The 26,924-nt window shown below is 46.1% G+C and carries 27 protein-coding genes; all 27 read left to right on the top strand.

Annotated elements, in window-relative coordinates; genetic code table 11:
* Positions 1-40 precede the first annotated feature (40 nt).
* The 27 genes from PUW25_RS09660 to truB all read left to right on the top strand — a co-directional run bounded on the left by PUW25_RS09660 (position 41) and on the right by truB (position 26,878).
* Positions 41-502 carry a chemotaxis protein CheW gene (locus tag PUW25_RS09660; protein ID WP_047909700.1) on the top strand — a complete coding sequence of 154 codons (462 nt, stop codon included), beginning with the start codon at positions 41-43 and terminating at the stop codon, positions 500-502.
* Positions 502-1,122 carry a chemotaxis protein CheC gene (locus PUW25_RS09665; RefSeq protein ID WP_047909699.1) on the top strand — a complete coding sequence of 207 codons (621 nt, stop codon included), beginning with the start codon at positions 502-504 and terminating at the stop codon, positions 1,120-1,122. The genes PUW25_RS09660 and PUW25_RS09665 overlap by 1 nt, the downstream gene beginning before the upstream one ends.
* A complete protein-coding gene (locus PUW25_RS09670) occupies positions 1,122-1,622 on the top strand; it encodes a chemotaxis protein CheD (protein ID WP_274336955.1) in 501 nt (166 codons plus the stop codon). Before PUW25_RS09665 ends, PUW25_RS09670 begins: the two co-directional genes overlap by 1 nt.
* The gene (locus PUW25_RS09675) at positions 1,619-2,062 is read left to right on the top strand and encodes a hypothetical protein (RefSeq protein ID WP_047909697.1); all 444 of its coding nucleotides are present in this window, start codon (positions 1,619-1,621) and stop codon (positions 2,060-2,062) included. Before PUW25_RS09670 ends, PUW25_RS09675 begins: the two co-directional genes overlap by 4 nt.
* A gap of 15 nt (positions 2,063-2,077) precedes the next feature.
* Positions 2,078-2,866, top strand: a complete 789-nt coding sequence (locus tag PUW25_RS09680; protein WP_047909696.1) for a FliA/WhiG family RNA polymerase sigma factor — start codon at positions 2,078-2,080, stop codon at positions 2,864-2,866.
* A 53-nt stretch (positions 2,867-2,919) separates the two neighbouring features.
* Entirely contained in the window at positions 2,920-4,332 is a 1,413-nt protein-coding gene (locus PUW25_RS09685) for a flagellar assembly protein A (protein ID WP_152557584.1), read from the top strand.
* 36 nt (positions 4,333-4,368) lie between these two features.
* Complete coding sequence (locus PUW25_RS09690; protein ID WP_047909695.1) at positions 4,369-4,683, top strand: hypothetical protein; 315 nt, start codon at positions 4,369-4,371, stop codon at positions 4,681-4,683.
* An 89-nt stretch (positions 4,684-4,772) separates the two neighbouring features.
* Positions 4,773-5,306 carry a hypothetical protein gene (locus PUW25_RS09695; protein WP_274336956.1) on the top strand — a complete coding sequence of 178 codons (534 nt, stop codon included), beginning with the start codon at positions 4,773-4,775 and terminating at the stop codon, positions 5,304-5,306.
* A complete protein-coding gene (locus PUW25_RS09700) occupies positions 5,303-5,899 on the top strand; it encodes a hypothetical protein (RefSeq protein ID WP_047909693.1) in 597 nt (198 codons plus the stop codon). Before PUW25_RS09695 ends, PUW25_RS09700 begins: the two co-directional genes overlap by 4 nt.
* Positions 5,900-6,108: 209 nt before the next feature.
* Positions 6,109-6,807, top strand: a complete 699-nt coding sequence (rpsB, locus tag PUW25_RS09705; protein WP_047909692.1) for a 30S ribosomal protein S2 — start codon at positions 6,109-6,111, stop codon at positions 6,805-6,807.
* A 122-nt stretch (positions 6,808-6,929) separates the two neighbouring features.
* Positions 6,930-7,580, top strand: a complete 651-nt coding sequence (gene tsf / locus PUW25_RS09710; protein ID WP_047909691.1) for a translation elongation factor Ts — start codon at positions 6,930-6,932, stop codon at positions 7,578-7,580.
* 251 nt (positions 7,581-7,831) lie between these two features.
* Positions 7,832-8,560: a UMP kinase gene (pyrH, locus tag PUW25_RS09715; RefSeq protein WP_047909690.1), complete on the top strand. Its 729-nt coding sequence runs from the start codon at positions 7,832-7,834 to the stop codon at positions 8,558-8,560.
* The gene (frr, locus tag PUW25_RS09720) at positions 8,560-9,114 is read left to right on the top strand and encodes a ribosome recycling factor (protein ID WP_047909689.1); all 555 of its coding nucleotides are present in this window, start codon (positions 8,560-8,562) and stop codon (positions 9,112-9,114) included. The genes pyrH and frr overlap by 1 nt, the downstream gene beginning before the upstream one ends.
* 93 nt (positions 9,115-9,207) lie before the next feature.
* On the top strand, positions 9,208-9,975 hold the full coding sequence (locus PUW25_RS09725) for an undecaprenyl pyrophosphate synthase (protein ID WP_047909688.1): 768 nt from the start codon (positions 9,208-9,210) through the stop codon (positions 9,973-9,975).
* A gap of 16 nt (positions 9,976-9,991) precedes the next feature.
* Positions 9,992-10,786: a phosphatidate cytidylyltransferase gene (locus tag PUW25_RS09730; RefSeq protein ID WP_047909687.1), complete on the top strand. Its 795-nt coding sequence runs from the start codon at positions 9,992-9,994 to the stop codon at positions 10,784-10,786.
* Positions 10,787-10,842: 56 nt separating this feature from the next.
* On the top strand, positions 10,843-11,982 hold the full coding sequence (locus PUW25_RS09735; protein WP_047909686.1) for a 1-deoxy-D-xylulose-5-phosphate reductoisomerase: 1,140 nt from the start codon (positions 10,843-10,845) through the stop codon (positions 11,980-11,982).
* Positions 11,983-12,123: 141 nt separating this feature from the next.
* Entirely contained in the window at positions 12,124-13,395 is a 1,272-nt protein-coding gene (gene rseP, locus PUW25_RS09740) for an RIP metalloprotease RseP (RefSeq protein ID WP_047909685.1), read from the top strand.
* Positions 13,396-13,473: 78 nt separating this feature from the next.
* Entirely contained in the window at positions 13,474-14,922 is a 1,449-nt protein-coding gene (gene proS / locus PUW25_RS09745; RefSeq protein ID WP_047909684.1) for a proline--tRNA ligase, read from the top strand.
* 145 nt (positions 14,923-15,067) lie between these two features.
* Positions 15,068-19,384 carry a PolC-type DNA polymerase III gene (locus tag PUW25_RS09750; protein ID WP_152557582.1) on the top strand — a complete coding sequence of 1,439 codons (4,317 nt, stop codon included), beginning with the start codon at positions 15,068-15,070 and terminating at the stop codon, positions 19,382-19,384.
* 202 nt (positions 19,385-19,586) lie between these two features.
* The gene (gene rimP / locus PUW25_RS09755; protein WP_047909683.1) at positions 19,587-20,045 is read left to right on the top strand and encodes a ribosome maturation factor RimP; all 459 of its coding nucleotides are present in this window, start codon (positions 19,587-19,589) and stop codon (positions 20,043-20,045) included.
* A 133-nt stretch (positions 20,046-20,178) separates the two neighbouring features.
* Positions 20,179-21,276, top strand: coding sequence for a transcription termination factor NusA (gene nusA, locus PUW25_RS09760; protein WP_047909682.1), 1,098 nt, complete (start codon positions 20,179-20,181; stop codon positions 21,274-21,276).
* A 30-nt stretch (positions 21,277-21,306) separates the two neighbouring features.
* Positions 21,307-21,615, top strand: coding sequence for an RNase P modulator RnpM (gene rnpM, locus PUW25_RS09765; RefSeq protein WP_047909681.1), 309 nt, complete (start codon positions 21,307-21,309; stop codon positions 21,613-21,615).
* Complete coding sequence (locus PUW25_RS09770; protein ID WP_152557580.1) at positions 21,608-21,931, top strand: L7Ae/L30e/S12e/Gadd45 family ribosomal protein; 324 nt, start codon at positions 21,608-21,610, stop codon at positions 21,929-21,931. The genes rnpM and PUW25_RS09770 overlap by 8 nt, the downstream gene beginning before the upstream one ends.
* Positions 21,924-24,575 (top strand): translation initiation factor IF-2, encoded by a 2,652-nt coding sequence (gene infB, locus PUW25_RS09775; protein ID WP_047909679.1) that lies wholly within the window; start codon positions 21,924-21,926, stop codon positions 24,573-24,575. Before PUW25_RS09770 ends, infB begins: the two co-directional genes overlap by 8 nt.
* 30 nt (positions 24,576-24,605) lie before the next feature.
* Positions 24,606-24,959 (top strand): 30S ribosome-binding factor RbfA, encoded by a 354-nt coding sequence (gene rbfA, locus PUW25_RS09780; RefSeq protein WP_047909678.1) that lies wholly within the window; start codon positions 24,606-24,608, stop codon positions 24,957-24,959.
* A gap of 21 nt (positions 24,960-24,980) precedes the next feature.
* Positions 24,981-25,958, top strand: a complete 978-nt coding sequence (locus tag PUW25_RS09785) for a DHH family phosphoesterase (protein ID WP_047909677.1) — start codon at positions 24,981-24,983, stop codon at positions 25,956-25,958.
* Positions 25,955-26,878 (top strand): tRNA pseudouridine(55) synthase TruB, encoded by a 924-nt coding sequence (truB, locus tag PUW25_RS09790; protein ID WP_047909676.1) that lies wholly within the window; start codon positions 25,955-25,957, stop codon positions 26,876-26,878. Before PUW25_RS09785 ends, truB begins: the two co-directional genes overlap by 4 nt.
* The last annotated feature ends 46 nt before the right edge of the window (positions 26,879-26,924 follow it).

Genomic DNA, 26,924 nt, shown 5'->3' on the forward strand with positions numbered 1-26,924 from the left:
CGCATCTGAGGTTGTTCATTACTTAAGGAGGTATTAGGACATGGCAGAAGATATTAAAGTAATTGTATTTAAACTGGGTGAAGAAGAGTATGGCATTGAGGTCGATCAGGTTCAAACGATTGAGAGAATGATGCCGATTACGAGAGTTCCCAAAACGTATTCCTTTGTAAAAGGCGTCGTCAATCTTCGCGGTGTAGTTATTCCCATCATCGATTTGCGAGGACGCTTTTCTCTTCCAGAGACGGAATACACCGATCATACCCGAATCATTATGGTAACTGTACAAGAGATGCAGGTTGGATTCATTGTCGATTCGGCCAACGATGTGCTGGACATCCATTCAGGAGATATCGAGAATCCGCCAGAGGTTATTGGCGGCGTAAAAGCCAAGTACTTGAGAGGCGTTGCCAAGCTGGGTGAAGATCGCTTGCTTATTATGCTTAATCTGGTGGAAGTGTTGAATAAGAGCGAAATTGTTATGCTCGAAGGTATGGAAGGATAATGACACGCTCTTTTGATCAATTTCATGATATAGAAATGGATGTTCTGAAAGAAATAGGCAATATAGGAGCCGGTCATGCGGCTACTGCGCTATCGACACTGCTGAACAGGCCGATTGATATGGGGGTCCCCACGGTTCAGCGCGTACCCTTTGAATTGATTGCAGAGAGCGTTGGTGGTGACGAGAGTATTGTTACTGCCGTCTACTTTAGAGTAGAAGGGGATGCGCCGGGGAATTTGTTTTTTATGATGACGCCGGAGGCCGCCAAACAGCTGCTGCATCACTTCAGTGGATCGGTGACTAATGAGGTGCTTGAATTCTCCGATATGGAACGATCCATCCTGTCTGAGATCGGGAATATACTTGCCGGGTCCTATCTGTCTTCGCTGGCAGATTTTACTCGATTAGCCATGATGCCTACCGTGCCGGGCTTTGCTGTTGATATGGCTGGAGCCATCCTCAGCTACGGGCTGCTTCATATGAGTCATATGGGAAATGAAGCTCTGCTCATTGATACTAATTTTCTGGAGGGATCAAATCGGGTGCAGGGACAATTTTTCCTAATACCTGATCCTGATTCTTTTGGCGCAATATTTGAGGCGCTTGGAGTACATGGCTGATGATTGAGCAGAAGAAGCTGATCAAGGTAGGAATGGCTGATTTAAATATTCTGGCTGAGCCGGGAGTCATTAGAACGACCGGGCTTGGATCCTGTGTCGGTGTCACATTGTACGATCCTGTGAGCAGGATTTGCGGTATGGCGCATGTGATGCTTCCATCTTCTTCGATTGCTAGAGAAAGTGTGGATTTAAATCGGGCAAAGTATGCGGATACCGCAATCGTACTACTGTTAGATAGAATGAAGGCGCAGGGAGCATCTCAGTCGCATATTGTTGCCAAAATGGCAGGTGGATCTCAGATGTTTCAATTTGCCGGATCTGGGGATACGTTACGTATTGGCCCTCGAAATACGGAAGCGTGCAAAGAAGCTTTGAATCTAGCAGATATTCCGCTGATCGCAGAGGATTGTGGTGGACATCATGGCAGAACCATTGATCTGGATCGGGATACAGGGGTGCTGACAATTCGAAGCGTACAGATGGGTGTGAAAGAGTTATGACTACGTTGTTTGGTACGATTCGCATAAATTTTGTGTTTGGACTTATCGGTTTGGTCTATACATTTTTTGTTTCCTACAGCAGTAACTTATTATCTACTAGTTTGTACCGTGCGGGCACAGCCTTTGTGATCTGGTTTGTCATTGCTTTTATTTGCAGATGGGTGCTGGGATACGTCCTGGCACCGTCGCAAAGCGCTGAAGATCAAAGTCAGCAGGAGGAAGGTACAGAGCATAAGGGAACACAGCTGGATATAACCGCTCCAGATGATGATGAGGAGCTAAGGAATCTATTAAATTATTCACCGCAGGAAGAGAGTAAGAGTGAACCGAAAAAATCAGCAGCTGAAGCTGGATTTGAACCACTTAATCCTCCGAAGCTTGTTCGGACAAAGGATGCTGAAGAATTGGCAAAAGCCGTTCGACACTTGTCAGACAATTAAAGGGGGTGACGCGATATGACAGACCGAAATTCGTCCCATTTGGCAGATATGGACCTGTGGGAAAGATGGAAGGAACAAGGGGACCTGGATGCAAGGAACCAGCTGATTGAAAAACATCTTCATATCGTTCAGTATGTCTCAAGTCGACTCGCCGTCGGATTGCCCAAGAATGTATCAAAGGATGATTTGGAGAGCAATGGTGCTCTGGGACTGATGGATGCTCTGGACAAATTTGATTATAAGCGCGGACTTCAATTTGAGACTTATGCTTCATGGAGAGTGAGAGGTGCGATTCTCGATGGCTTGCGCCAGGGTGACTGGGTGCCGAGATCTGTCAGAGAGAAGGCGAAGAAGATTGAAGAGGCTTATCAGCATTTGGAACAGAGGTATTCAAGAAGTGTCACTGATGAAGAGATGGGCCAATATCTCGACGTTTCTGCTGGAGATTTCAGGAACATGCTGCAGGAAGTCGCGGTAATGTCGCTGTATTCACTTGAGGATCCACTGCGCGAGGAGGATGCGGAGACACGGATGTCACTATTGATCGATGAGAAGGCTTATGCCCCTGAGCAGACGGTAAGAGATATTCATTTGAAGCAGGCTTTGATGCAGGGCATTGATAAGCTGACGGAAAAAGAAAGAATTGTGGTTTCCTTACTATATTATGAGGATTTATCATTGAGTGAAATTGCAGAAGTGATGTCATTGTCACCATCGCGTATTTCCCAGCTTCACTCCAAGGCAATTCTGAGGCTGAGAGGTACTCTTGAGAAACAGCGTGAACTCTTAATGAACAGGGATTAGAATAAGAGTAATTTTAAAATAAGCTGTCTATGGAGAAAGAAGGAAGGTTGCAGATGACGCAGAAATTAGACCCAGCGCAGTACATGAAGGTGCTGTTTTCAGCTGATCACAGCAGCGCAGTACTTGATATGATTAGACAAGAAGAATTTGAAATTACAGCTGGGGAATTAAAGGCCTATCTTGCTCAGCAAGGAATCGTCTATGGAGTTCACGAGGAGATTCTACAGGATATCGCTAAACGTCCATCAGCATATTATGGATTAAAGCCAACCGTGGCTTCTGGTGATGATCCGGTCCCGGGGACCGATGGATTCATTGAATTAATAACGAATCTAGTCGAAACCGGAGAGCGCAAGCCGCTCGAAACAGAGGGCGGGAGAGTCGATTACAAAGAAATTACCCAGCTCAGCAATGTAAAAAAAGGGCAGGTTATTGCTAGGCGGAAGCCGCCCGAGCCAGGCATACCTGGAAAGAGTGTCAAAGGTGAAGCGATACCCTACCGTCCTGGCAAGGAAGCCAGATTTAAGCCAGGCAAGAATGTGGTCGTTAATGCCGAAGGCGATGCCATGTATGCTGCACTAGATGGACTTGTCACTCCTACGGACAAGGATCGAATCAATGTATTCCCTGTATACGAAGTGAACGGGGACATTGATTACAATACGGGTAATATTGATTTTGTAGGTACGGTCGTTATAAGAGGAAACGTGCTGACAGGCTTTAAAGTCAAAGCCGCAGGAGATATCCGTGTGGTTGGCGGCGTCGAGGGTGCTGAACTCTATGCAGGGGGATCTATTCAAGTTACAGGCGGAATCATCGGCTATAATAAAGGACTCATCCAAGCAGGCGTCGATGTAAAGAGCTCCTTCATTCAGGATGCCAGCGTTCAGGCTGGAGGGAGTGTTTACGTCACTCAGAGCATCATGCATTCTAATATCAGGGCAGGCAAGCAATGCATATGTGAAGGTACCAAGGGCCTTATCGTCGGCGGTGTCATTCAGGCTGGTGAAAAAGTGGCAGCACGGACCATCGGGAATACCATGTCAACCGTGACAACGATTGAAGTGGGTGTCGTTCCAGAGCTGCGCAATGAGCTTGCACAGCTAAGGACAGAGCTTAAAGCTCAAACTGAAAGCATCGACAAGACGGCAAAGGCATTACATTTGCTTGATCAAATGGCTGCATCCGGGCAGCTAGCCCCTGATAAGCTAAGCATGAGAATGAAGCTTCAGGTCACCCATCAGTCAAGTATGCGAGAACTTGCTGAGATTAAGGAACGGATCCTTGATATTGAGAAAATGCTCGAGGATACATCCAATGCAAGTGTCGATGTCATGAAGACCATCTACGGCGGCTCTAAAATAGTTATCGGCAGATACACTAGATTTGTTAAAGATTCAGCGACAAGAATATCGTTTTTTTATCATAATGGCGATATTTCCATGGTACCCTTAAAAGGAATGTAAATTATATTACACCACCCAAAGGAGTGACTTTATCAGATGAGTCTAAAAGCGGTTGAACTTCAAATTGCTATACCGCGCACGAGTGAGGCGGGACGTTATCAAAGCGAATACGACCACAGAAGATCATCAGAGCAGTCGCTGCTCGCGGACAATCAATTGAAGCAGATCAAGAAGAAGTCGAAGCAGAGTCCAAAGACAAACGAATCGGAGCAGGCAAGCATTAGGGATCAGCGTAATACTTCACATACACAGGGAGAACCGTTGAATCAGAGTAATGAGCTTGCAGACGAAATATCTGCTGTCCCCGCTGAGCACCCGTTTAAGGGGAAAAACTTTGATGTGAGCTTGTAATCACATAGAATAAAGTCGAAGTTTTGTATTGCAATAAATACTTAATGAATTCTAAATGCAAGTGCACGTAAATAAAGGAGAACAGGCTCATGCAACCATGGAGTACTATCGTCGTACTTGGCCTATGTGTCATTGTATTCGCTTGGTTTATGCCCAAATCAAGGACAGACTCAGGACAGAAGGTAGTAAAGGACGTAGAGTCTACACTGGATCGTTACCTGGCGGAAATTGAGCTTGAGAATGAGAAGGTTATTCACAAGCTCAAGCAGTATCAGCAGGAATGGTCAGAGACAGACAAGCGCAGAGAACAGGAAATTCGAGACTTGCGCCAGCAGCTCAGCTCATTACACTCTCAAGTAGCGGAACAATCAGCTTACAAGGGAACAGTGTCCGTACCAATATCTACCCAGGAGAGAGAGCTTGCTGCTGCAGTAGAAGCCAATCCGATCTTAGAAAGCAAGGAAGTTCCTTCCGAAATGAATTCGATTCAGTCACGGTTTCCAGAGCTGTTCAAGCTCGATGGGGAAGGAAAGTCAGTAGATTATATTTCGAGCAAGCTGAACATGCCCAAAGGAGAGGTCCAGGTTATATTACAGCTTGGGAATAAGGAGGAGAGACGATGATCAAAAATCGTTCCTTTCTTCTCGGGCTTGGAACCGGAATTGCAGCAGGTGCTTTGATACTGCAGCTGGCCTTGATTGGGCAAGGACAAGCTGGAGGACATGAGACGCAGGATCTCAGTGCACTGACGAGAGAAGAGCTTCAAGAGGCAGCGGAAGAATTGGAGCTGAAGGTATACGATGCATCTGCCGAGGTCATGACAGAAGAGGAATGGACCGAGGCAAAGGCAGAGGAGCAGGCGCAGGGCAACAGCACATCTTCCAGCACTAACTCTGGCAATACGGCCAGCAGTGAAGATCCTGAGGCGAGTACCCCTGAACAGCCGGAGCAGCCGGCAGCACCGGAGAATTCCCAGGCTCCGAAGCCGGCAGACAAGCCAGCATCAGGTACAATTTCTTATCGAGTAATCAACGGGGCTACCCTCAATGATGTTGCAGATCATTTGTCGTCTCTTCGTGTATTAGAGAATCGTAATGCTTTCATTGAAGAGGCCAAAAAACAAAAGATCAACAAGAAGATTCAGATAGGCACCTACGAGTTCACAGAGGGAGAATCCATAGATTCTGTAATATCAAAGCTTATATCAGGACCCTGATCAGAGACAAGTTTTTTGAAGGTATTGTGAAATTAATAGAGATTGATGCCAACTTTGTTGCATCGGGGATGCAGTTGTGATATATTAATTGACGGTGTTAAAACACACGCTGTGCTAATTCTGTCGAGGGTGCTTGCCTTATGGTAAGTCTTGACGGGAAATGATGCCGGCGGAGGACACAAAAACCAATAATTAGGAGGTGTGTGGAGATGGCAGTTATCTCCATGAAACAGCTTCTCGAAGCTGGGGTTCACTTCGGTCACCAAACTCGCCGTTGGAATCCAAAGATGGATCGTTATATCTTCACTGAAAGAAACGGTATTTACATCATTGACTTGCAAAAGACAGTGAAAAAGGTTGAGGAAGCTTACAACTTTGTTAAGAGTATCGCAGGAGAGAATGGAACAATTCTGTTCGTAGGTACTAAGAAACAAGCTCAAGATTCCGTAAAAGAAGAAGCAGAGCGCGCTGGTCAGTTCTTTATTAACCAACGTTGGCTCGGCGGTACTCTGACTAACTTCCAAACTATTCAAAAACGTATCGATCGTTTGAAGCAGTTGGAAGCTTGGGAAGAGGACGGCACTTTCCAAGTGCTGCCTAAAAAAGAAGTTATCATTCTCCGTAAAGAGAAAGACCGTCTCGAGAAATTCCTCGGCGGTATCAAGAACATGAAGGGTCTTCCAAGCGCCCTGTTCGTAATCGACCCACGTAAAGAGCGTATCGCAGTTGCGGAAGCTCGCAAATTGGGTATCCCAATCGTAGGTATCGTTGATACAAACTGCGATCCGGACGAAATCGATTATGTCATTCCTGGTAACGATGACGCGATTCGCGCGGTTAAATTGCTTACTGGTAAAATGGCTGATGCTGTTATCGAAGCTCATCAAGGCGAAGAAACATCCGCTTAAGCATGGCTTTGTAAGGGTCTCATGTATATGAATTAAATGAAAAGGGTGGTTGGTAGGTGGATAACCTTTCACTGCCCTTTTTTTAGGGTCATACGCAAAATTATCCTCTGGAGGGAAATCAAATGGCAGTAGATGCGAAATTGGTTAAAGAGCTTCGCGAAAAAACTGGCGCTGGTATGCTGGATTGCAAAAAAGCACTGGAAGAAGCGAACAATGATGTAACAAAAGCAACTGAAATTCTTCGTGAAAAAGGTCTGGCTGCAGCAGCAAACAAAGCTGGCCGTGTAGCAACTGAAGGTGTGGTTCAATCTTACATCCACGCTGGCGGACGGATCGGCGTATTGGTTGAAGTTAACTGCGAAACTGACTTCGTAGCAATGACTGACCAATTCAAAGAGTTTGCACGCGACATTGCTATGCACATTGCTGCTTCGAACCCGCTTTATGTAACTCGCGAGGAAGTTCCTCAAGAAGAGATTGAGAAAGAAAAAGAAATTTTGAAAGCTCAAGCTCTTAATGAAGGAAAACCAGAAAAAATCGTTGAAAAAATGGTTGAAGGCCGCATCGGTAAATACTACGAAGAATACTGCTTGCTTGAGCAATCTTTCGTTAAGAACCCTGATGTAACTATCCAACAATTGCTGAACGAAAAAATCAGCACAATTGGTGAGAATATTTCCATCCGTCGCTTTGTTCGTTACGAACTGGGTGAAGGTCTTGAGAAAAAACAAGATAACTTCGTAGAAGAAGTTATGGCACAAGTGAAAAACTAATTATTGAAACATGTATGAACAGAAATCGGACTTGCCCATGTCTTCTGAAGATATAATTAGATTAGCTTCATGAGATTTTACAAGACACCTTTATATTGGAAGAAGAACTGGATAGTCCGAGATTCGGCTCAGAAAGTTTTCTTTAACTAAGAGTGGAACACAATCCGTGTTCCTTTCTTTTTAACTAATATGAGGTTTACAAGTGCTTATTTGACGTGGGGAAGCGTCATTTTGAAGTGGAGGGTGAACATTTGAAACAGCCTGTATTTAAAAGGGTAGTACTTAAGGTCAGCGGTGAATCGCTGGCAGGACAAAATGGATACGGCATCGATGCAGAAACGATCTCATCTATTGCTAAGCAGGTCAAAGAAGTTGTGGAATTGGGTGTAGAAGTTGCCATTGTATGCGGTGGAGGTAACATCTGGCGCGGCATCGCGGGCAGTGAGAACGGCATCGACCGAGCTACTGCAGATTACATGGGTATGCTCGCGACAGTGATGAACTCCTTGGCGCTGCAGGATGCGCTTGAACAGATTGAAGTGCCGACTCGTGTGCAAACTTCAATTGCAATGCAGCAAATTGCAGAGCCTTATATTCGCCGCAGAGCGATTCGTCATCTCGAAAAAGGACGCGTCGTCATTTTTGCGGCAGGAACAGGTAACCCATTTTTCTCCACAGATACGACAGCAGCACTTCGTGCAGCAGAGATTGAAGCTGAAGTAATCCTGATGGCCAAAAATAAAGTGGATGGAGTTTATTCTGCTGATCCATTTAAAGACAGCACAGCTGTGAAATATGAGCAATTAACATATCTCGATGTATTGAACAAGAACCTGGGAGTTATGGACTCCACTGCTTCCTCACTGTGTATGGATAACAACATTCCACTCATTGTATTCGCGATTACGGAACAAGGTAATATCAAACGTGTTCTGCTTGGCGAAAAAATTGGAACCATCGTTAAAGGGAGTGTAGACTAATGCCACAATCAATTAAAAAGAATGCTGAAGAGCGTATGGACAAAGCGATTCTAGCACTGAAACGTGATCTTTCAACACTTCGTGCAGGTCGTGCAACACCTGCTCTGCTTGATCGTATTCAAGTTGAATATTATGGTGCACCTACGCCTCTGAACCAGCTTGCAAATATTAACACACCGGATTCCCGTACGCTGATGATTCAGCCTTGGGACAAATCCTCTCTCGCTGATATCGAGCGTGCGATTATGAAGTCTGATCTGGGACTGACTCCTGCGAATGACGGAGCAATGATTCGTTTGTCGATTCCTCCGCTTACGGAAGAGCGCAGAACAGAATTGGTGAAATTCACGAAGAAATTCGGCGAAGAAGCCAAGGTTGCAATCCGTAATATTCGCCGCGATGCGAACGATGATATTAAGAAGCTCGAAAAATCCGAAATTTCGGAAGATGAGTCCCGCAGACATCAAGAAGATATTCAAAAAGCAACAGACAAGTTTGTTGCCGAAGTAGATAAAGTTCTTGCTGCAAAAGAAAAAGAAATTATGGAAGTTTAATTAAGCATAGCATACGGCCCCTCCGCCTTCGGTGGGGTTTGCTCTTTTCACAAGAGTGAAAAGAAACTTCATGGGAATTTTGGAGGAAGTCGAATGATGAAACGCTTTCGGTCATGGTTGAACGGTGATGACAAGAAAGAGCTGCCACAGCTGTCCAAGGATAACATCCCGAAGCATGTTGCGATTATTATGGATGGTAACGGAAGATGGGCTAAACGGCAGGGCTTGCCCCGTATTATGGGTCATCAGAGTGGCATGAAGGCTGTTAAACGTGCTACGATAGCTGCAAATGATTTAGGTGTGGAATATTTGACCATGTATGCCTTTTCCACCGAAAATTGGACCAGGCCAAGAGACGAAGTTGATTTTTTGATGAGACTGCCTGTTGATTTCTTGTCACAGGAATTGGATGAGCTCATTGAAAAAAATGTGCGCGTTAAAATGATGGGGCATGAAGAGCAGCTTCCGGAACATACCATTAAGGCGGTCAAAGAGGCGATTGAAAAGACAAAACACAATACCGGGATGGTATTGAATTTTGCTCTGAATTATGGCAGCCGTAAGGAGATCACGGAGGCAGTAAGATTACTTGGTCTTAAAATTGAAGCCGGGGAACTTCAAGCAAGTGAGATTACGTCTGAGCTCATCGGGGAACATTTGTTAACAAGCAGCTTGCCTGATCCTGATCTGCTTATACGTACGAGCGGTGAGCTTCGTTTAAGTAACTTCATGTTGTGGCAGCTTGCTTATAGTGAGATGTGGTTTACTGATATTTATTGGCCTGAATTCGAGAAGCAGCATTTGTACGAGGCTGTAGCTGAATATCAGCAAAGAACGAGAAGATATGGCGGTTTGAAGTAATGGAGGATGGACCAAGTTGAAACAGCGAGTCATAACGGGAATTGTTGCCGGAGTTTTTTTTCTGGGATTTGCCATATTGGGAGGAACTTGGTATAACCTTCTAATCCTCTTGATGTCTCTGATCGGTTTATATGAATTTATTCGTATGATCGGGGTCTCACCATTTGGGGGAACTGCATTTATAGGCTATATAAGTGTTCTGATACTCGTATTTCCATCAGTACTCGCAAGCTTAGATATATCATTGTCGCATATTCAGATCATATGGCTCTTAATGCTGCTGTTCCTCACTGCTACAGTAACAACCAAGAACAAACTGACCGTTCAAACAGCGGCACTGATGTTTATTGGTGTCGTATATGTTGGGATCGGTTTTTATTATATTGCAACAACTCGTCAGTTACAGGATGGTTTGTTCTGGACCTTTATGATTCTAGTCAGTATATGGGGCAGTGATGCCGGGGCCTATTTTGTCGGTAAAACGATCGGTAAGCATAAGCTCTGGCCTGTGATCAGTCCGAACAAAACGATCGAAGGGGCTGTCGGCGGCATTGTCATTGCAGTTATCATTTCAATAGGCTTTGCGCTGTTATCCGATGGAATTGTCGGTGTTGGAAATGCAGTGCTGATCGGACTGTCCTCTGCAATCATTGGACAAATGGGTGATTTGGTACAGTCTGCATACAAACGTGTGTATGGAATTAAGGATTCGGGCAGTCTGCTGCCTGGACATGGCGGTATACTTGATCGCTGTGACAGCTGGATATTTGTGTTTCCGTTTGTACATATGCTCGCACTGATACCTTACTAGCAGGTGAATGTATAGACACAATTGTGCGATCAAAGTAATGACATGAGGTGTACCATATGAAGAAAATATCAGTTCTTGGTTCCACAGGCTCTATTGGAACTCAGACATTGGATGTCATTTCAATGCATCCGGATAAATTTCAAGTAGAAGGCTTGTCTGCCGGATCAAATGTGGAGCTGCTGATCGAGCAGGCGAACATGTATCACCCTAAGAAAGTCTCTGTAAGCCGTAAGGAAGATGTGGATAGGGTCAAATCTAATGTTCCTGCGGGCACCGAAGTATACTTCGGTGAAGAAGGATTAATAGAAGTGGCTGCCGGTACGGACGCCGAGATCGTAATTACAGCGGTCATGGGTAGTGTAGGCCTCAAATCTACTCTTGCGGCGATTAAGGAACGGAAGCAAATTGGACTTGCGAACAAGGAAACTCTTGTAACTGCAGGTCATCTGGTTACATCACTAGCCAAGGACAACGATGTGCAGATTATACCCGTGGACAGTGAACATTCAGCCATATTCCAATGTCTGAACGGCGAAGAGATTCGTGAAGTGAAGAATATAACACTGACGGCCTCCGGCGGATCTTTCAGACATTTAACCCGGGATCAGCTGCAGCATGTGACGGTAGAGGATGCACTCAAGCATCCAAACTGGTCGATGGGATCCAAGATTACGATTGATTCGGCTACAATGGTGAACAAAGGACTTGAAGTCATTGAGGCCAGATGGCTGTTCGGTCTGCCTTATGAGCAGATCAATGTCTTGCTGCATCCAGAGAGTATTATTCATTCCTTTATCGAGTTTCAGGATACGAGCATGATTGCGCAGATGGGGAATCCTGATATGCGGGTGCCGATTCAATATGCATTAACTTATCCGAACAGGCTGCCTTCACCTGCAACATCCTTGTCGCTCGCAGAGATTGGATCCCTGCATTTTAAAGAGATGGATATGGAACGGTTCCCTTGTCTCCGGCTAGCTTTTGAATGCGGCAAAATGGGTGGTACAGCAACAACGGCATTTAATGCGGCTAATGAAGTCGCTGTCGCGCGGTTCCTAACAGGTGAAATTTCCTTCCTCAAAATTGAGGAGATTATTGAGCGAGTCATTGAAACTCACAGCAATGTGCTGAATCCTGACCTTTCTGAAATTGACAGAGTGGATCGATATGTCAGGAAGCTGGCGGGACAAATGTAAATAAGGTTTCATCCTGCTTACTTGATTCTATAAGGAGATGCTGCATAAAAGATTTGATTCTCTTGTATCCTCTATCTGAATAATGATAATGTAAGTAGGACATGACTAGCTCTTCTTAAGTAAAAGGAGGATGGAAGTAACTTGGAAACCTTGCAGATTGTAGTACTAACAGTACTCATGTTTTTCGTCATTGTGACGGTGCATGAATGGGGCCATTACTATTTTGCCAAGCGTGCGGGAATTCTTGTCAGAGAATTTGCCATCGGTTTTGGTCCAAAGCTGTTTTCTTATAAGCATCAGGAGACGGTGTTCACCCTGCGTTTGCTTCCGTTTGGAGGATATGCACGGATGGCAGGGGAAGATCCGGAGCTCATTGAGATTCAGCCTGGTCAGACGATTGCGATTAAGTCAGCGGACGGGCTGGTGAAATCGATCTATCTGGATCAGCTGGATAACCGTAAAAATGTGGTGCGCGGAGAGATCCTCTCCATCGATCTGGAGCGCAGACTTATGATTGAGATGGATGTTGATGGAGAGAAGCAGCAATTCCCTGTCCATCCACAGGCGATGCTCATTGCAAGAGGACAGGAGACACAGATTGCTCCTAAGGATCGCCAGTTTAACAGCAAGACGGTCGGTCAAAGAGCGTTGGCCATTTTTGCCGGACCGTTTATGAACTTCTTGCTGGCCTTTGTCCTGTTTGCGATCCATGCCATGATCGCCGGCACTCCGGTTGAGAATCCAACTTATGTGAAGATTGGTAATGTTACTGAGGGGATGCCTGCTGCAGAAGCCGACCTTCGTAAAGGGGATATCATTGAAACCATTAATGGTGAGGCTATTGGTGGAGATTACAACAAAATGGTGACGATGATTGCTGAATCGATGGACAAACCTATGGATTGGACAGTGCGGAGGGGAGACGAAGTATTCGATCTGAGCATTACCCCGAGAGCAATGGAAGGTCAGGAAGGTGGAAAGGTCGGAATCACCTCTGAAATACCTACTGAGGATGTCGGATTCTTCGAATCCTTTGCGGTGGCAGGAAATAATATGGTCACAACAACAAAGAGTATATTTGAAGGCTTCCGGATGCTGATTGCTCAGTTCAACATTGATGATCTGGGCGGACCGGTTCGTACCTTTGAAGTGACGGGTCAAATTGCGAAGCAGGGCATTTTACAGTTGACACAATGGACTGCAATCCTTAGCCTGTATTTAGGGATATTTAATCTGTTGCCGATTCCAGCCTTGGATGGAAGCCGACTTATCTTCTTGGGGATTGAAGGGCTTCGCGGCAAACCGATTGATCCGAATCGAGAAGGCATGGTGCACTTCATTGGGTTCGCGATGCTGTTCTTGCTCATGATCGCGGTAACCTATAACGATATTTTAAGATTGATTAATGGATAATTGTTACTCGCATATCATCCATGAGCTGTATGGATCAATGGATGATGTGTGAACTATGGGAGGACGGAAACGAGTCTTATGTCGAACGATAAACAGTTTGTTACGGAAATTACACCCCAGTCAGAGGATTTCTCTCGCTGGTATATAGACACCATTAAGAAAGCAGATCTGATGGATTACTCTCCCGTTCGGGGATGTATCGTTTTCAAACCGGATGGCTATGAAATCTGGGAACATATTCAGGAAGAGATGGATAGACGTTTCAAAGAAACAGGCCATCGTAATGCATACTTCCCAATGTTTATCCCGGAGAGCTTCTTCCAGAAGGAGAAGGAGCACGTTGAGGGCTTCAATCCTGAGCTGCCATGGGTTACAGAAGCGGGTGGAGAGAAGCTCGAAGAGAGACTTGCTATTCGTCCTACCTCGGAGACGATCTTTGGACATATGTATTCCAAATGGATTCAATCCTATCGTGATCTGCCAGTGATGATCAATCAGTGGGCCAACGTGGTACGCTGGGAGAAACGTACGATGCCTTTCTTGCGCACAAGCGAGTTCTTATGGCAAGAAGGCCATACTGCTCATGAAACGGAAGAGGAAGCTCGTCAGGAAACGATGCAAATGCTAGAGGTGTACCGTGAGGTTGTGGAGAACGTACTCGCAATTCCGGTCATCAAGGGGCAAAAGACCAAATCCGAGAAATTTGCCGGTGCAGTGGACACCTTCTCCATTGAGGCCATGATGAAGGACGGACGTGCGGTTCAAGCGGGAACCTCTCACTACATGGGCACAAATTTCGCCAAGGCTTTTGAAATACAGTATTTGAATCGTGAAAATACGCTGGAGTATGCACATACGACTTCATGGGGGACAAGCACGCGTCTCATCGGAGCGATGATTATGGTGCATGGTGATGATCGTGGACTGGCACTGCCACCTAAGGTTGCGCCTACACAAGTGATTATGATTCCAATTGGACCTCCGAAGACTCGAGATCAAGTCGTTGGCCGGGCTGATGAGCTGTATGCTGAATTGAAGAAGGCCGGTATTCGTGTGAAAATGGACGATCGCAGTGATGTACGTCCTGGCTGGAAATTTAATGAATACGAAATGCGCGGTGTACCTGTACGCCTGGAGATCGGTCCTCGTGACATGGAGAATGGAGTATGTGTGCTTGTATCCAGAATCTCCGGTGAGAAGAAGGTTGTCCAGCAGGCAGATTTGGTAGAAGAGATCAAGGCTATGCTGGAGCAAGTGCAGAACGAAATGTTCGAGCGTGCCCAGAACTTCATGAAGGACAACTTCTACTCCGTTAACACGATTGACGAGATGAAGGAACTGATGGAAGAAAAACGCGGCTTCTCACTTGCCGGCTGGTGTGGTTCTGACGCTTGTGAAGACAAGGTCAAAGAAGTGACAGGGGCGACGAGCCGTAATATTCCGTTTGAACCTGCTGAGGAAAAACATACCTGTCTGGTATGTGGACAGAAGGCCGAACATACGGTAGTATTTGCTAGAGCATATTAATTTATTTGAGTATATTTTGAGGATACATGTGTAAGAGAATGACAAGCTTCTGTCCGAAATGAGACGGTGCCTTTTAGCGGATCGGTTCCCATTTTTGCGTGCAGGAGCTTTTCATGTTCTATGGTTTGAAACGGGGGGAGAAAGATTGAACGGAACGGATGAGAAAAGAAAACGGTTTGAGCTGTTGATGAAACAGGTTGATTTGCCGGCGGGCATCGTGGAGCCTCATTTTATTGACGGGTTTATCGACCAGGTGGAAATCAGCCGCATGAATCGTGAATGGCATATTACCATTACAAAGGATACACTGGTTCCCGCTCCTGTCTTTAAAGCATTCTGTCTGCATATTCGAGATAAAATGAGTCATATTGCCAAGATTTCATTTACTTTCAACTACAATTCTGCTGTATCCGAAGCAGATATTGTGGCAGAGTATTGGAATCTGTTCCTGGAATGGGTCCACCAGCAGATTCCATCTGTTAATGGCTGGATGAATCGGGCGACTCAAGATGTCGAGTCGGGTCTGCTTACGCTGACGATGAGTGATGGCATGGCGCTGGAGCTGGCTCGGAAGAAGCAGATTGATCAGGCAATAACCACGTATTATGATCGTTACTTCAAGCTCCCGCTTAAGGTGAAGATGGTGGTCGGCGAGAGTAACCGGGAAGAGCTGGAGAAGTTTGAACAGAAGAAACGGGAAGAAGAACGTGTTGTCATTGAGAACATGATGAGCATGATTGAAGCCGAGATGGCCCCTATAGAGGAAGAAGAGGGCGACGTTAGGCTGCAAATGGGCTATGAGATCAAGGAGCCTGCTGTCCCTATCCAGGAAGTGCAGGATGAAGAGAAGAAGATTACGCTTCAAGGAACCGTATTCGGTCTGGACAAAAAGGAACTCCGCAACGGTAATACACTCTACATGTTCTATCTGACCGACTTTACGGATTCGATGCAGATGAAAGTGTTTGCGAAGTCCAAAGAAGATGTCAAAATTATGAATCTGCTGGCGAATGGCAAATGGGTGAAGGTGCGCGGTCGAGTTGAATACGACCGGTTTATGCAAGTTCCTGAGCTCGCCATGATTCCGTCAGATCTAGTTGAGGTGCAGGCACCACCGACACGTAAGGATAATGCAGCAGAGAAGCGAGTCGAATTTCACCTTCATACGAAGATGAGTACGATGGATGCGGTGACTTCAATCGATACGTATGTCAAAACAGCAGCCAAATGGGGACACAAAGCGATTGCTGTGACCGATCACGGAGGCGTTCAGGTATATCCGGAGGCAGCTAAGGCAGCCAAGAAGCACGGCGTCAAAATGATATACGGACTCGAAGCCAATATCGTTAACGATGCAGTCGAGGTCGTTATGAAGCCACAGCCTTTGGAGCTGAAGACAGCCGAATATATTGTATTTGATATAGAGACAACAGGCTTATCGGTAACACAGAACAAGATCATAGAAATTGCAGCGGTAAAAATGCAGGATGACAAGGAAGTCGACCGATTTGCGACCTTTGTGAATCCTCATGAGCGAATTCCATATAACATTCAGCAGCTTACCAACATTAATGATGAGATGGTCAAGGATGCGCCAGAGCTTGAGCCCGTATTGCATGACTTCGTCAAGTTTGTGGGAGATAGTATATTAGTGGCGCACAACGCGAGATTTGACATCGGCTTTATTCAAGCCAATCTCAAAACAATCGGAATGGAGCCGCTGGAGAATCCTGTACTGGATACACTGGAGCTCGCAAGATTGCTGCACCCAACGATGAAAAATCACCGCTTGAATACACTCGCGGATAAATATAAGGTTTCGCTTGAGAATCATCACCGGGCGATTGACGATACAATTGCACTTGCCGGCATTCTGACAGGGCTGCTAAATGATGCTGCCCAGCTGAAGGGGATCACCATGCTGGATCGGCTGAATGATTATGTTGGAATGGACTTGTCGAATGCTAGGCCGTTCCACAGTGGAATATATGCACTCAATGGTACAGGCAAGAAGAATCTGTACAAGCTGGTTAGTCTGTCCCATACGGAGCATTTTAAGCGGGTTGCGACGATTCCGAAGTCGAAGCTGGTGGCCCATCGAGATGGACTGCTGATCATGTCCGGCTGTGAGAAGGGTGAGTTTTTTGAAGCAGTACTGAATAAATCCGTTGAAGAAGCGGAGGAAGTAGCCCAGTTCTATGACATTTTAGAGATTCAGCCGGTTACGATGTATATGCATCTTGTAGACAAGGGGCTAGTAGCAACACCGGATGAGATCAAAATTGCGATTCGTAAAGTCGTGGAGATTGGGGAAAAGCTGGGTAAACCGGTCGTCGCTACAGGAAATGTGCACTACCTTGATCCGAGAGACAAAATTTATAGAGATATTACGATTCACGGCATAACCGGGTTTAGTCCGCTCAAGGATATGCGCAAGCCCGATGCTCACTTCCGTACAACGGACGAAATGCTGGAGGAATTCGAATTTCTTGGTAAAGACAAAGCTTATGAAGTGGTCGTCACAAATACGAGTGAGCTCGCGGACCGCTTTGAAGAGATACAGCTCTTCCCCAAAGAGCTCTTCACTCCAATCATTGAGGGGGCTGAAGAAGAGATTCGCAGCAAATGCTACGAAACCGCCAAATCCATTTATGGTGAGGAAGTTCCAGACGTTGTCGTCAAACGACTGGAAAAAGAGCTGGAGCCTATTATCAAATTTGGATTCTCTGCCAACTATCTCATTTCAGAGAAGCTGGTTAAGAAATCGAACGAGGATGGATATCTCGTAGGCTCACGGGGGTCCGTAGGTTCTTCCGTCGTAGCCACCTTCCTTGGTATATCCGAGGTTAATCCGCTGCCGCCGCATTATATTTGTGTTAACCCGGAATGCAGGCATAGCGAATGGTTCCTTGACGGTAGTGTGAAGAGTGGATTTGATTTGCCGTCGAAGGATTGTCCTGAATGCGGTACCCCATATAAAGGCGAAGGTCAGGATATTCCATTTGAAACGTTCCTGGGCTTTAAGGGAGACAAGGTTCCCGATATTGACCTTAACTTCTCCGGGGAATATCAGCCGAAGGCTCACCATTTTACAAAGGTCATGTTCGGTGAGAAGAGTGTATACCGTGCAGGCACCATCGGTACAGTAGCCGAGAAGACGGCGTTCGGATTTGCGAAGAAATATGAGGAAGCCCATCATAAATCCTGGAGAGGCGCGGAGCTGAACCGGCTTGCATCCGGCTGTACGGGTGTGAAGCGGAGCACCGGACAGCATCCAGGCGGAATTGTCGTTGTCCCAGACTATATCGAAGTGGAAGATGTGACACCTGTGCAGTATCCGGCAGATGACACGAGTGCAGAATGGAAAACAACGCACTTCGACTATCACGCCTTCGAGGATAACTTGCTCAAGCTGGATATACTGGGTCATGATGACCCGACGATGATGCGGATGCTTCAGGATCTGACGGGGGTTGATCCAACCACTATCCCAATGAACGATCCTAAGGTCATGAGCATGTTCAACTCTACGGATGCGCTTGGTGTGACTCCGGAACAGATTCGTACTCCAGTCGCCACCTACGGCGTGCCGGAGATGGGGACCAAATTTGTTAGACAGATGCTGCAGGAATCCCAGCCGAGCACCTTTGCTGACCTTCTGCAAATTTCAGGGTTGTCCCACGGAACAGGCGTATGGCTGGGGAATGCACAGGAGCTGATCAAGAACGGGACCTGCAACATTAAGACCGTAATTGGCTGCCGGGATGATATTATGCTGTTCTTAATATATAAGCATGGCATGGATGCTGCACTAGCCTTCAAAATTACCGAGAGTGTACGTAAAGGTAAAGGCCTCAGCCAGGAATGGATTGATGAAATGAAGAACTGTAAGGTTCCGCAGTGGTACATTGATTCCTGTCTGAAAATTCAGTACATGTTCCCGAAAGCCCATGCTTCAGCTTACGTTATATCGGCAGTTCGTACAGCATACTATAAGCTGTATTATCCGATCGAATATTACGCAACCTATTTCTCAGTACGTGCTGAGGATTTTGATATTGAGCTCGCATGTCAGGGCTATGAAGCCATATCTCGGAAGATTGTTGAGATCGAGCAGCTTGGGTTCCAGGCTTCGACCAAGGAGAAATCGATGCTGTCCGTGCTGGAGATGGCGCTGGAGATGACAGCACGGGGATTCAGCTTCAAAATGATTGATCTGTATCGATCCGATGCGACACGCTTTACGATTGATGGGGATTCCTTGATTCCTCCTTTCTCTGCGCTTGCAGGGATTGGTGACAATGCGGCACGCAATATTGCAGCAGCACGTGAATACGGAGAGTTCCTGTCTATTGAAGATTTCCAGCAGAAATCGAAGGCGAGTAAGACGGCGGTGGAGCTGCTCACACAGATGGGGTGTTTCCGCGGTTTGCCTGAGAGCAATCAGTTGTCACTCTTTTAGTGAGTAGAATGGACTGCTCGCAGGCGAGACAGCGAGTCAAGTGACTATACTTGTCACTAATGTCTGACTATGTTATAATTTTTATGGTAATCATGAGGATAAAACCGTTGCTTAAAGAGTGGGGAAACCCACTCTTTACTCTTTGGTATACACTTTAATTTGCCGGTTTACCGGAACGAACCTGACTTGGAGGTTACCTTATTTGAGCACAAAGATTAAAACTACCGTGGAAGAAATGATTAAGCCTTTTCTGGATGAGCATGAATTTGAGCTCGTAGATGTAGAATACGTGAAAGAAGGAAGCAACTACTTCCTGCGTGTTTACGTGGATAAAGAGGGTGGTATCGATCTGGATGATTGCGGATTGATCAGTGAATTTTTAAGCGCTGAGCTGGATAAGAAGGATCCGATCCCTGATGCATATTTTCTAGAAGTCTCTTCTCCCGGTGCTGAACGCCCCCTGAAGAAGTCTGCCGACGTGGCCAAGGCGGTAGGAAAGAATGTGTACGTCACTACATATGAGCCGATAGGCGGTCTGAAGGAATTTGAAGGCGAATTGTTATCTTTTGAGAACGAAGAATTGGTTATTGCCTCCGGTAAAAAAGAGCATGCCGTTCCTTATTCAAAAGTGGCGAGTGCACGTTTGGCCATTGTTTTATAAGTGTTAAGTTTACACACGATATGATCAGATTCGTCCCGCGTGCAACGGCAAGGTTCTCTTTTATGTTTCTGTATAAAGAGAACTTCGCCGTTTTACGCTATGGATGACATGTTTGAAAGGGGGATTTACATTCATGAGTATGGATTTTATTGAAGCGATGAATGAACTGGAAAGGGATAAGGGGATTAGCAAGGACATTTTGTTCGAAGCGATTGAAGCTGCGCTAATTTCGAGCTACAAGCGTAATTTTAATACTGCGCAAAATGTTCGTGTTGACATGAACCGGAATTCCGGTGTTATCCGTGTATATGCTCGTAAGATGGTTGTAGAAGAGGTGCTCGATCCGCGGACTGAAATTTCTTTGCCTGCCGCTAGAGAGATTAACCCGCATTTTCAGCTTGAGGATGTAGCAGAGATCGAAGTGACTCCAAGAGATTTCGGTCGTATTGCAGCTCAAACGGCTAAGCAGGTGGTAACACAACGTATTCGTGAAGCGGAACGCGGGCTTATCTATAATGCTTTTGTTGACAAAGAAGAGGACATTGTTACAGGTGTCGTGCAGCGCCAGGATTTGCGCAGCATTTATATCGACCTCGGCAAGGTAGAGGCGGTTCTTCCTCTTACTGAGCTGATGCCGAACGAGAAATTTGTTCACGGGGATCGGATTAAGGCCTATATTACTAAGGTTGAGAACACGACAAAAGGCCCGCAAATTGTGCTCTCACGCACACACCCTGGTCTTCTTAAGCGTCTGTTTGAACTTGAAGTGCCTGAAATCTTCGATGGTGTAGTTGAGATCCGTTCCGTTGCACGCGAAGCAGGCTTCCGTTCGAAGATCGCCGTTCATTCTCGTAATGAAGAGGTCGATCCGGTGGGCTCCTGCGTAGGTCCGAGAGGAACTCGTGTTCAGACCATCGTTAACGAGCTGCGCGGAGAGAAGATTGATATCGTGAAATTCTCGGAATCGGTTGAGGAATATGTTGCTAACGCACTGAGCCCATCTAAGGTTCTGGAAGTTCAGGTGTTCGAGAATGAGAAGATGGCTCGAGTGATTGTTCCGGACTATCAGCTGTCTCTAGCCATTGGTATCAAAGGTCAGAATGCGCGTCTTGCTGCCAAGCTTACGGGCTGGAAGATTGATATTAAGAGCGAGAGCCAGGCAGAGCAGGAATTTGGCAGAGAAAAAGACTCTTCTGGTGAAATGCATCAGGATTCCATCACCGTCGATTAAGCTGTACTGAAGTGATTGGGGGTCTAGAGAATGAAACAACGCAAAGTACCGCTTCGCAAATGCGTGGCTTGTCAAGAAATGATGCCGAAGAAACAGTTAATCAGGGTTGTTAAAACACCGGAAGATGAAGTGCTGATTGACCTTACGGGCAAGAAATCTGGCCGTGGTGCTTATCTTTGCGGTAAGGAAGCTTGCTTCCGTCTTGCTCAGAAGAACAGATCACTCGATCGGGCGCTCAAGTCGCAAGTGAAGTCTGAGATCTATGAGCAGCTTGCACAAGACTTTATTAAGGCCGAAGATGAATTTTTGGCCGCAAGGGATAGGGCTGAATATGAATAAGGCGCTGTCCTATGTAGGTCTTGCGACACGAGCAGGCAAATTAGTTTCTGGCGATGAAATTGTGCTAAAGGCTATCCGGTCTTCCGAAGCGAAAATGGTTATTGTTGCGGCCGATGCATCAGCTAATACACTCAAAAAATTCCGTGACAAGTGCAAATCGTACAACGTTCCTCTTCTTATCGGCTTCGATCGAGAAACACTTGGCAGCGCCATGGGTAAACCAGAACGTGTTGTACTCGCTGTAACGGATCCGGGATTTGTCAAAATGATCGCGAAGCAGGCCTTGACAATGTCGGAGGTGGAGTATATTGAGTAAACAAGATAGCAAACTGCGAGTTTATGAATATGCAAAATCACTCAACATGAGCAGCAAAGAAATCATTACCATTCTTAAGAAGCTGGATATTCCCGTTAACAATCATATGAGTGTAATGGAGAATGGCTCCGTTGCGAAGGTAGAACAATTTTTTAACAATATAAAAGCGGGAGCTGCAGTGAAACGTGAGCAGAGCTCATCCGCTCAGACGGTGGCGACATCGGCGGTTCGTGAAGATCAAGGAGCGACCGAGCGTCCTAATCCGTCTTTCCAAGGAGGTGCCACACAGAATTTGCAAAACGATGTGAAAAACAACGAGTCTAACAATACACGGAATGCTTCTGAGAGCAGTAACTCAAGACCAAAAAAACAACAGGAAAAGCAGGTAGGTATGAATAATAGACCAAATCAAAACAGTAACAGTGGATCCCAACGGCAAAGCGGTCAAGATAACCGCAGATCAAACGGCAGTGTAGGCCAAGCTGGAGGTCAAGGAACCCGTCCTTCACAAGGTGGAAACGCAAACCGTCCTTCACAAGGCGGAAACGCAAACCGTCCTTCACAAGGCGGAAACACAAGCCGTCCTTCACAAGGTGGAAACGCAGGCCGTCCTTCTCAAGGCGGAAATGCAAACCGTCCTTCTTCCCAGCAAGGCAGTGGCCAAGGCAGCAGCCAAGGCAGAAGCAATAACAGCTCAGCGGGCGGCAACAACCGCGGTGGACAGAACCGTAACAACAGCAACAATAATAGTAACCGCGGTGGCGGTGGCGGCGGACGTCGATTTGAAGATGGTAACGGAAGAGGCAACTACCGTGGCAACAACCGCGGCGGAAAGAACAACCGTGGAAGAAACCAATCCAATCAGCCTCCACGTGAGAAGATTGATAACACACCGAAGAAAATTATCGTACGCGGTAACATGACAGTAGGTGAATCGGCAAAACTGCTTCATAAGGATGCATCTGAAGTCATCAAGAAACTCATCTCGATGGGTGTTATGGCAACAATCAACCAAGAACTGGATATCGACACGATTCTGCTTCTTGCCGGCGAGTTCGGTGTTGAAGTTGAAGTGAAGATCCCGGTTGAAGATGATCGCTTCGAAACAGTTGAAGAAAACGATGATCCGGCTGATCTGAAAGCTCGTCCTCCAGTTGTTACAATTATGGGTCACGTTGACCATGGTAAAACAACACTTCTGGATACGATCCGTTCCACAAGTGTCACTGCTGGTGAGGCAGGCGGTATCACACAGCACATCGGTGCATACCAAGTTGAAATTAACAATAAGAAGATTACCTTCCTCGATACTCCGGGTCACGAAGCGTTTACAGCAATGCGTGCTCGTGGTGCAGAAGTTACGGATATGACGATCATTGTAGTTGCAGCGGATGACGGTGTTATGCCTCAGACCGTAGAAGCAATCAACCATGCGAAGGCAGCAAATCTGCCGATTATCGTTGCGGTCAACAAGATCGATAAGCCGGGTGCAGATCCGGATCGTGTTAAGCAAGAACTTACTAACTATGAGCTCGTTCCAGAAGAGTGGGGCGGAGATACGATCTTTGTTAACGTTTCGGCGAAGCAAAAGATGGGTATTGAAGACTTACTCGAAATGATTCTGCTCGTAGCAGAAGTGAATGAGTACAAAGCGAACCCGAACAAACGTGCACGTGGTACGGTAATCGAGGCTGAGCTTGATAAAGGTCGCGGACCTGTTATGCGCCTTCTAGTTCAACACGGTACGCTCAAAGTCGGAGATGCGTTTGTAGCAGGTAACTGCTTCGGACGTGTTCGTGCGATGGTCAACGATAAAGGCCGTAAGCTCAAAGAAGCAGGCCCGTCAACTCCGGTTGAAATTACAGGTCTGCAGGAAGTACCTCTTGCGGGTGATCCGTTTATGGTATTTGAAGATGAGCGCAAGGCTCGCTCCATTGCTGACAAGCGTGCAATTACACAGCGTGAATCCGATCTAGGAACACAAACACGTGTAACACTGGACGACTTGTTCAAGCATATTAAGGACGGAGAGATCAAAGATCTTAACGTGATTATCAAGGGAGACGTTCAAGGTTCGGTTGAGGCGCTTAAGGGGTCTCTGGCGAAGATTGAAGTTGAAGGTGTACGCGTGAAGATTATTCACAGTGGCGCTGGTGCAATCACCGAGTCGGATATCATTCTGGCAGCTGCATCCAATGCCATTGTTATCGGATTTAATGTTCGTCCTGACGTTCAAGCAAAATCCACAGCCGACGCTGAAAAAGTCGATGTGCGTTTGTACAACGTTATTTATAACATTATTGAAGAGATCGAGCAGGCTATGAAGGGTATGCTGGATCCTGAATTTAAAGAGAGCGTCATCGGTCATGCCGAAGTACGTAACATCTTTAAGATTAGTAAAGTGGGAACTATTGCAGGATGTATGGTTACTTCCGGTAAAATCTCCCGTTCAGCTCAAACTCGCGTCATTCGGGATGGAATTGTTGTCTTTGAGGGCAAACTAGATACACTGAAACGTTTCAAGGATGATGCTAAAGAAGTGGCGCAAGGTTATGAGTGCGGTATTACCATTGAGAATTTCAACGATATTAAAGAGGGCGACATTATTGAAGCGTTCGTAATGGAAACGGTAGAACGTAAATAATAATGTCCTTTGCTAGAGAGGTGAACACCTATGGCTAAAATTAGAACAGGACGTGTTAATGAGCAGGTAAAGAAGGAACTTAGCTTGCTGATTCAATCCGAGCTGAAAGATCCACGTATCGGTTTTGTGACCATTACGGGTGTCGAAGTGACGAATGACCTGTCCCAAGCCAAAGTATATTTGAGTGTTCTCGGTGAAGAGGAACAGAAGCAAAATTCCCTGAAGGCTCTGGACAAAGCGAGTGGTTTTCTTCGCAGTGAATTGGGCAAACGGGTTAGACTTCGTCATGTTCCCGAGTTAATATTCAAGATTGATGAATCCATTGCTTACGGAAGCCGCATTGAGAAGCTGCTTACCGAGATCGATAAACCGGATTCTAAATGAAAATGAATAGAGGAGACGGCAATGCAGACTTATGAACAGGCGCTTGAGCAAGGAAAAGAATTTCTTCTCTTGCATGATGATTACCTGATCGTGTCGCATGTACAGCCGGACGGAGATGCAGTCAGCTCCACCGTAATGGTGGGCTGGCTTCTCTCATGTCTGGGGAAGAAATTCACGATGATCAACGAAGGACCAATACCACAGCGCATGCAGTATCTGTGGAATGCGGACCAAATACTTAATGCGTCATTGCAATCCCCTCCGAAGCAGTTTCAACAGGTTATCTGCGTGGATTGTGCGGATTATGAGCGTGTAGGCAAAGTAACGCACTGGTTTGCAGATGAGGCCAATATTTTGAATATTGATCATCATCCGACGAACAACGGTTATGGCAAAGTGAACATCATTAAGGACGATGCAGCAGCAACTGCAGAAATTTTATATGATCTTGTTGAAGCTTGTGGTGTGGCTTGGGATAAGGAAGCAGCTACAGCTGCATACACGGGTCTATTGACTGACACCGGAGGGTTTCGATATTCAAGCACAAGTCCGAAGGTGATGAAGATCGCCTCTGATCTGCTTGCGCTTGGTGTCAATGGTCCTGAGCTGGCTGAACGACTTCTTGAAGAGATTACATTGCCACAGCTAAAAGTACTGACAAGAGCTCTTAATACATTATCTATTTCTGAAGATGGGCAAATTGCCTGGGTCGTTGTTACTCCGGAAGACATGACAGAATGCGGTGCTCAAAATGATGATCTCGAAGGAATCGTTAACTACCCGCGGAATATTCAAGGGGTCGAGGTTGGTATTCTTTTTAAAGTTATTAGTGATGAGGTCGCTAAAGTCAGCTTCAGATCAGCGGGTAAGGTGGACGTAGCGGCTCTCGCCCAAGGCTTTGGGGGCGGCGGACATGTTCGAGCAGCAGGAGCTAGAGTGGAAGGTCCATGGCAGGACACAGTGAATGAAGTTGTAGAACGGGTGAAATCACAATTATGAACGGATATGAAGGTGTGCTTCCGGTATACAAGCCAGCAGGCTTTACATCCCATGATGTCGTAGCGAAGATGCGGGGCATTCTGAAGATGAAGAGGATCGGACATACAGGTACACTTGACCCTCAGGTCACAGGGGTGCTTCCATTGTGTCTCGGTAGAGCGACAAGAGTGGTTGAATATTTACAGGAGCTTCCGAAGGAATATGAGGCCACGCTTCGATTGGGCATTGCAACAGATACCGAAGATATTACCGGGGAGATCATTGAACAAGTGGATCTGGTCGAGGTTACTCCAGAAGAAGTTAAACAAGTCCTGGAGCAATTTAGAGGGAAGATTTCTCAGGTTCCTCCCATGTATTCAGCGGTTAAGGTGGATGGAAAGAGGCTGTATGAGCTGGCTCGTCAAGGAAAGACGGTTGAGCGCAAGAGCCGTGAGGTAACCATCCATGAGCTGGAGCTGACAGGACTTACGATTAAAGACGGCTACCCCGAAATATCATTTCGTGTGCTGTGCTCCAAAGGTACTTATATACGTACGCTATGTGTGGATATTGGCAAGACATTGGGTTATCCTTCCACGATGGTGGAGCTTACAAGAACGATGTCGGCGGGAATTCCTGTGGGTCGTTGTCTTAAGATTGAGGAGATAGAGCAATGTGTTAATGAGGGGACTCTGTCCAGTTATCTCATTCCAACCGACCAATCCATATGGAACATGCCTGCTTACCGCTTGGAAGAAGGTTATGAAAAATCCGTGTTTCAGGGAAAAAAGCTTTCTGATACACTCTTGAATCAGAAAATTAATGAAGAAGGATTGTTAAGGCTATATTCTGCCAATGAACAATTTTTAGGGATTTTTGATTGGACAGCAGAATCGGGTATAATTACACCTGTCAAAGTGTTTTTGCCAGAGCCTTCTTAATACTTAATCTTAATATAGGCTTATCGTAAAATCGTGGGAATTGCAG

The sequence above is a fragment of the Paenibacillus urinalis genome (assembly GCF_028747985.1).
In the GTDB taxonomy this organism is placed as follows: Bacteria; Bacillota; Bacilli; order Paenibacillales; family Paenibacillaceae; genus Paenibacillus; species Paenibacillus urinalis.

Coding starts and splice junctions, on each gene's coding strand:
- PUW25_RS09660 (WP_047909700.1), top strand. CDS start 41: ATGGCAGAAGATATTAAAGTAATTGTATTTAAACTGGGTGAAGAAGAG.
- PUW25_RS09665 (WP_047909699.1), top strand. CDS start 502: ATGACACGCTCTTTTGATCAATTTCATGATATAGAAATGGATGTTCTG.
- PUW25_RS09670 (WP_274336955.1), top strand. CDS start 1,122: ATGATTGAGCAGAAGAAGCTGATCAAGGTAGGAATGGCTGATTTAAAT.
- PUW25_RS09675 (WP_047909697.1), top strand. CDS start 1,619: ATGACTACGTTGTTTGGTACGATTCGCATAAATTTTGTGTTTGGACTT.
- PUW25_RS09680 (WP_047909696.1), top strand. CDS start 2,078: ATGACAGACCGAAATTCGTCCCATTTGGCAGATATGGACCTGTGGGAA.
- PUW25_RS09685 (WP_152557584.1), top strand. CDS start 2,920: ATGACGCAGAAATTAGACCCAGCGCAGTACATGAAGGTGCTGTTTTCA.
- PUW25_RS09690 (WP_047909695.1), top strand. CDS start 4,369: ATGAGTCTAAAAGCGGTTGAACTTCAAATTGCTATACCGCGCACGAGT.
- PUW25_RS09695 (WP_274336956.1), top strand. CDS start 4,773: ATGCAACCATGGAGTACTATCGTCGTACTTGGCCTATGTGTCATTGTA.
- PUW25_RS09700 (WP_047909693.1), top strand. CDS start 5,303: ATGATCAAAAATCGTTCCTTTCTTCTCGGGCTTGGAACCGGAATTGCA.
- rpsB (WP_047909692.1), top strand. CDS start 6,109: ATGGCAGTTATCTCCATGAAACAGCTTCTCGAAGCTGGGGTTCACTTC.
- tsf (WP_047909691.1), top strand. CDS start 6,930: ATGGCAGTAGATGCGAAATTGGTTAAAGAGCTTCGCGAAAAAACTGGC.
- frr (WP_047909689.1), top strand. CDS start 8,560: ATGCCACAATCAATTAAAAAGAATGCTGAAGAGCGTATGGACAAAGCG.
- PUW25_RS09725 (WP_047909688.1), top strand. CDS start 9,208: ATGATGAAACGCTTTCGGTCATGGTTGAACGGTGATGACAAGAAAGAG.
- PUW25_RS09735 (WP_047909686.1), top strand. CDS start 10,843: ATGAAGAAAATATCAGTTCTTGGTTCCACAGGCTCTATTGGAACTCAG.
- proS (WP_047909684.1), top strand. CDS start 13,474: ATGTCGAACGATAAACAGTTTGTTACGGAAATTACACCCCAGTCAGAG.
- nusA (WP_047909682.1), top strand. CDS start 20,179: ATGAGTATGGATTTTATTGAAGCGATGAATGAACTGGAAAGGGATAAG.
- rnpM (WP_047909681.1), top strand. CDS start 21,307: ATGAAACAACGCAAAGTACCGCTTCGCAAATGCGTGGCTTGTCAAGAA.
- PUW25_RS09770 (WP_152557580.1), top strand. CDS start 21,608: ATGAATAAGGCGCTGTCCTATGTAGGTCTTGCGACACGAGCAGGCAAA.
- rbfA (WP_047909678.1), top strand. CDS start 24,606: ATGGCTAAAATTAGAACAGGACGTGTTAATGAGCAGGTAAAGAAGGAA.
- PUW25_RS09785 (WP_047909677.1), top strand. CDS start 24,981: ATGCAGACTTATGAACAGGCGCTTGAGCAAGGAAAAGAATTTCTTCTC.
- truB (WP_047909676.1), top strand. CDS start 25,955: ATGAACGGATATGAAGGTGTGCTTCCGGTATACAAGCCAGCAGGCTTT.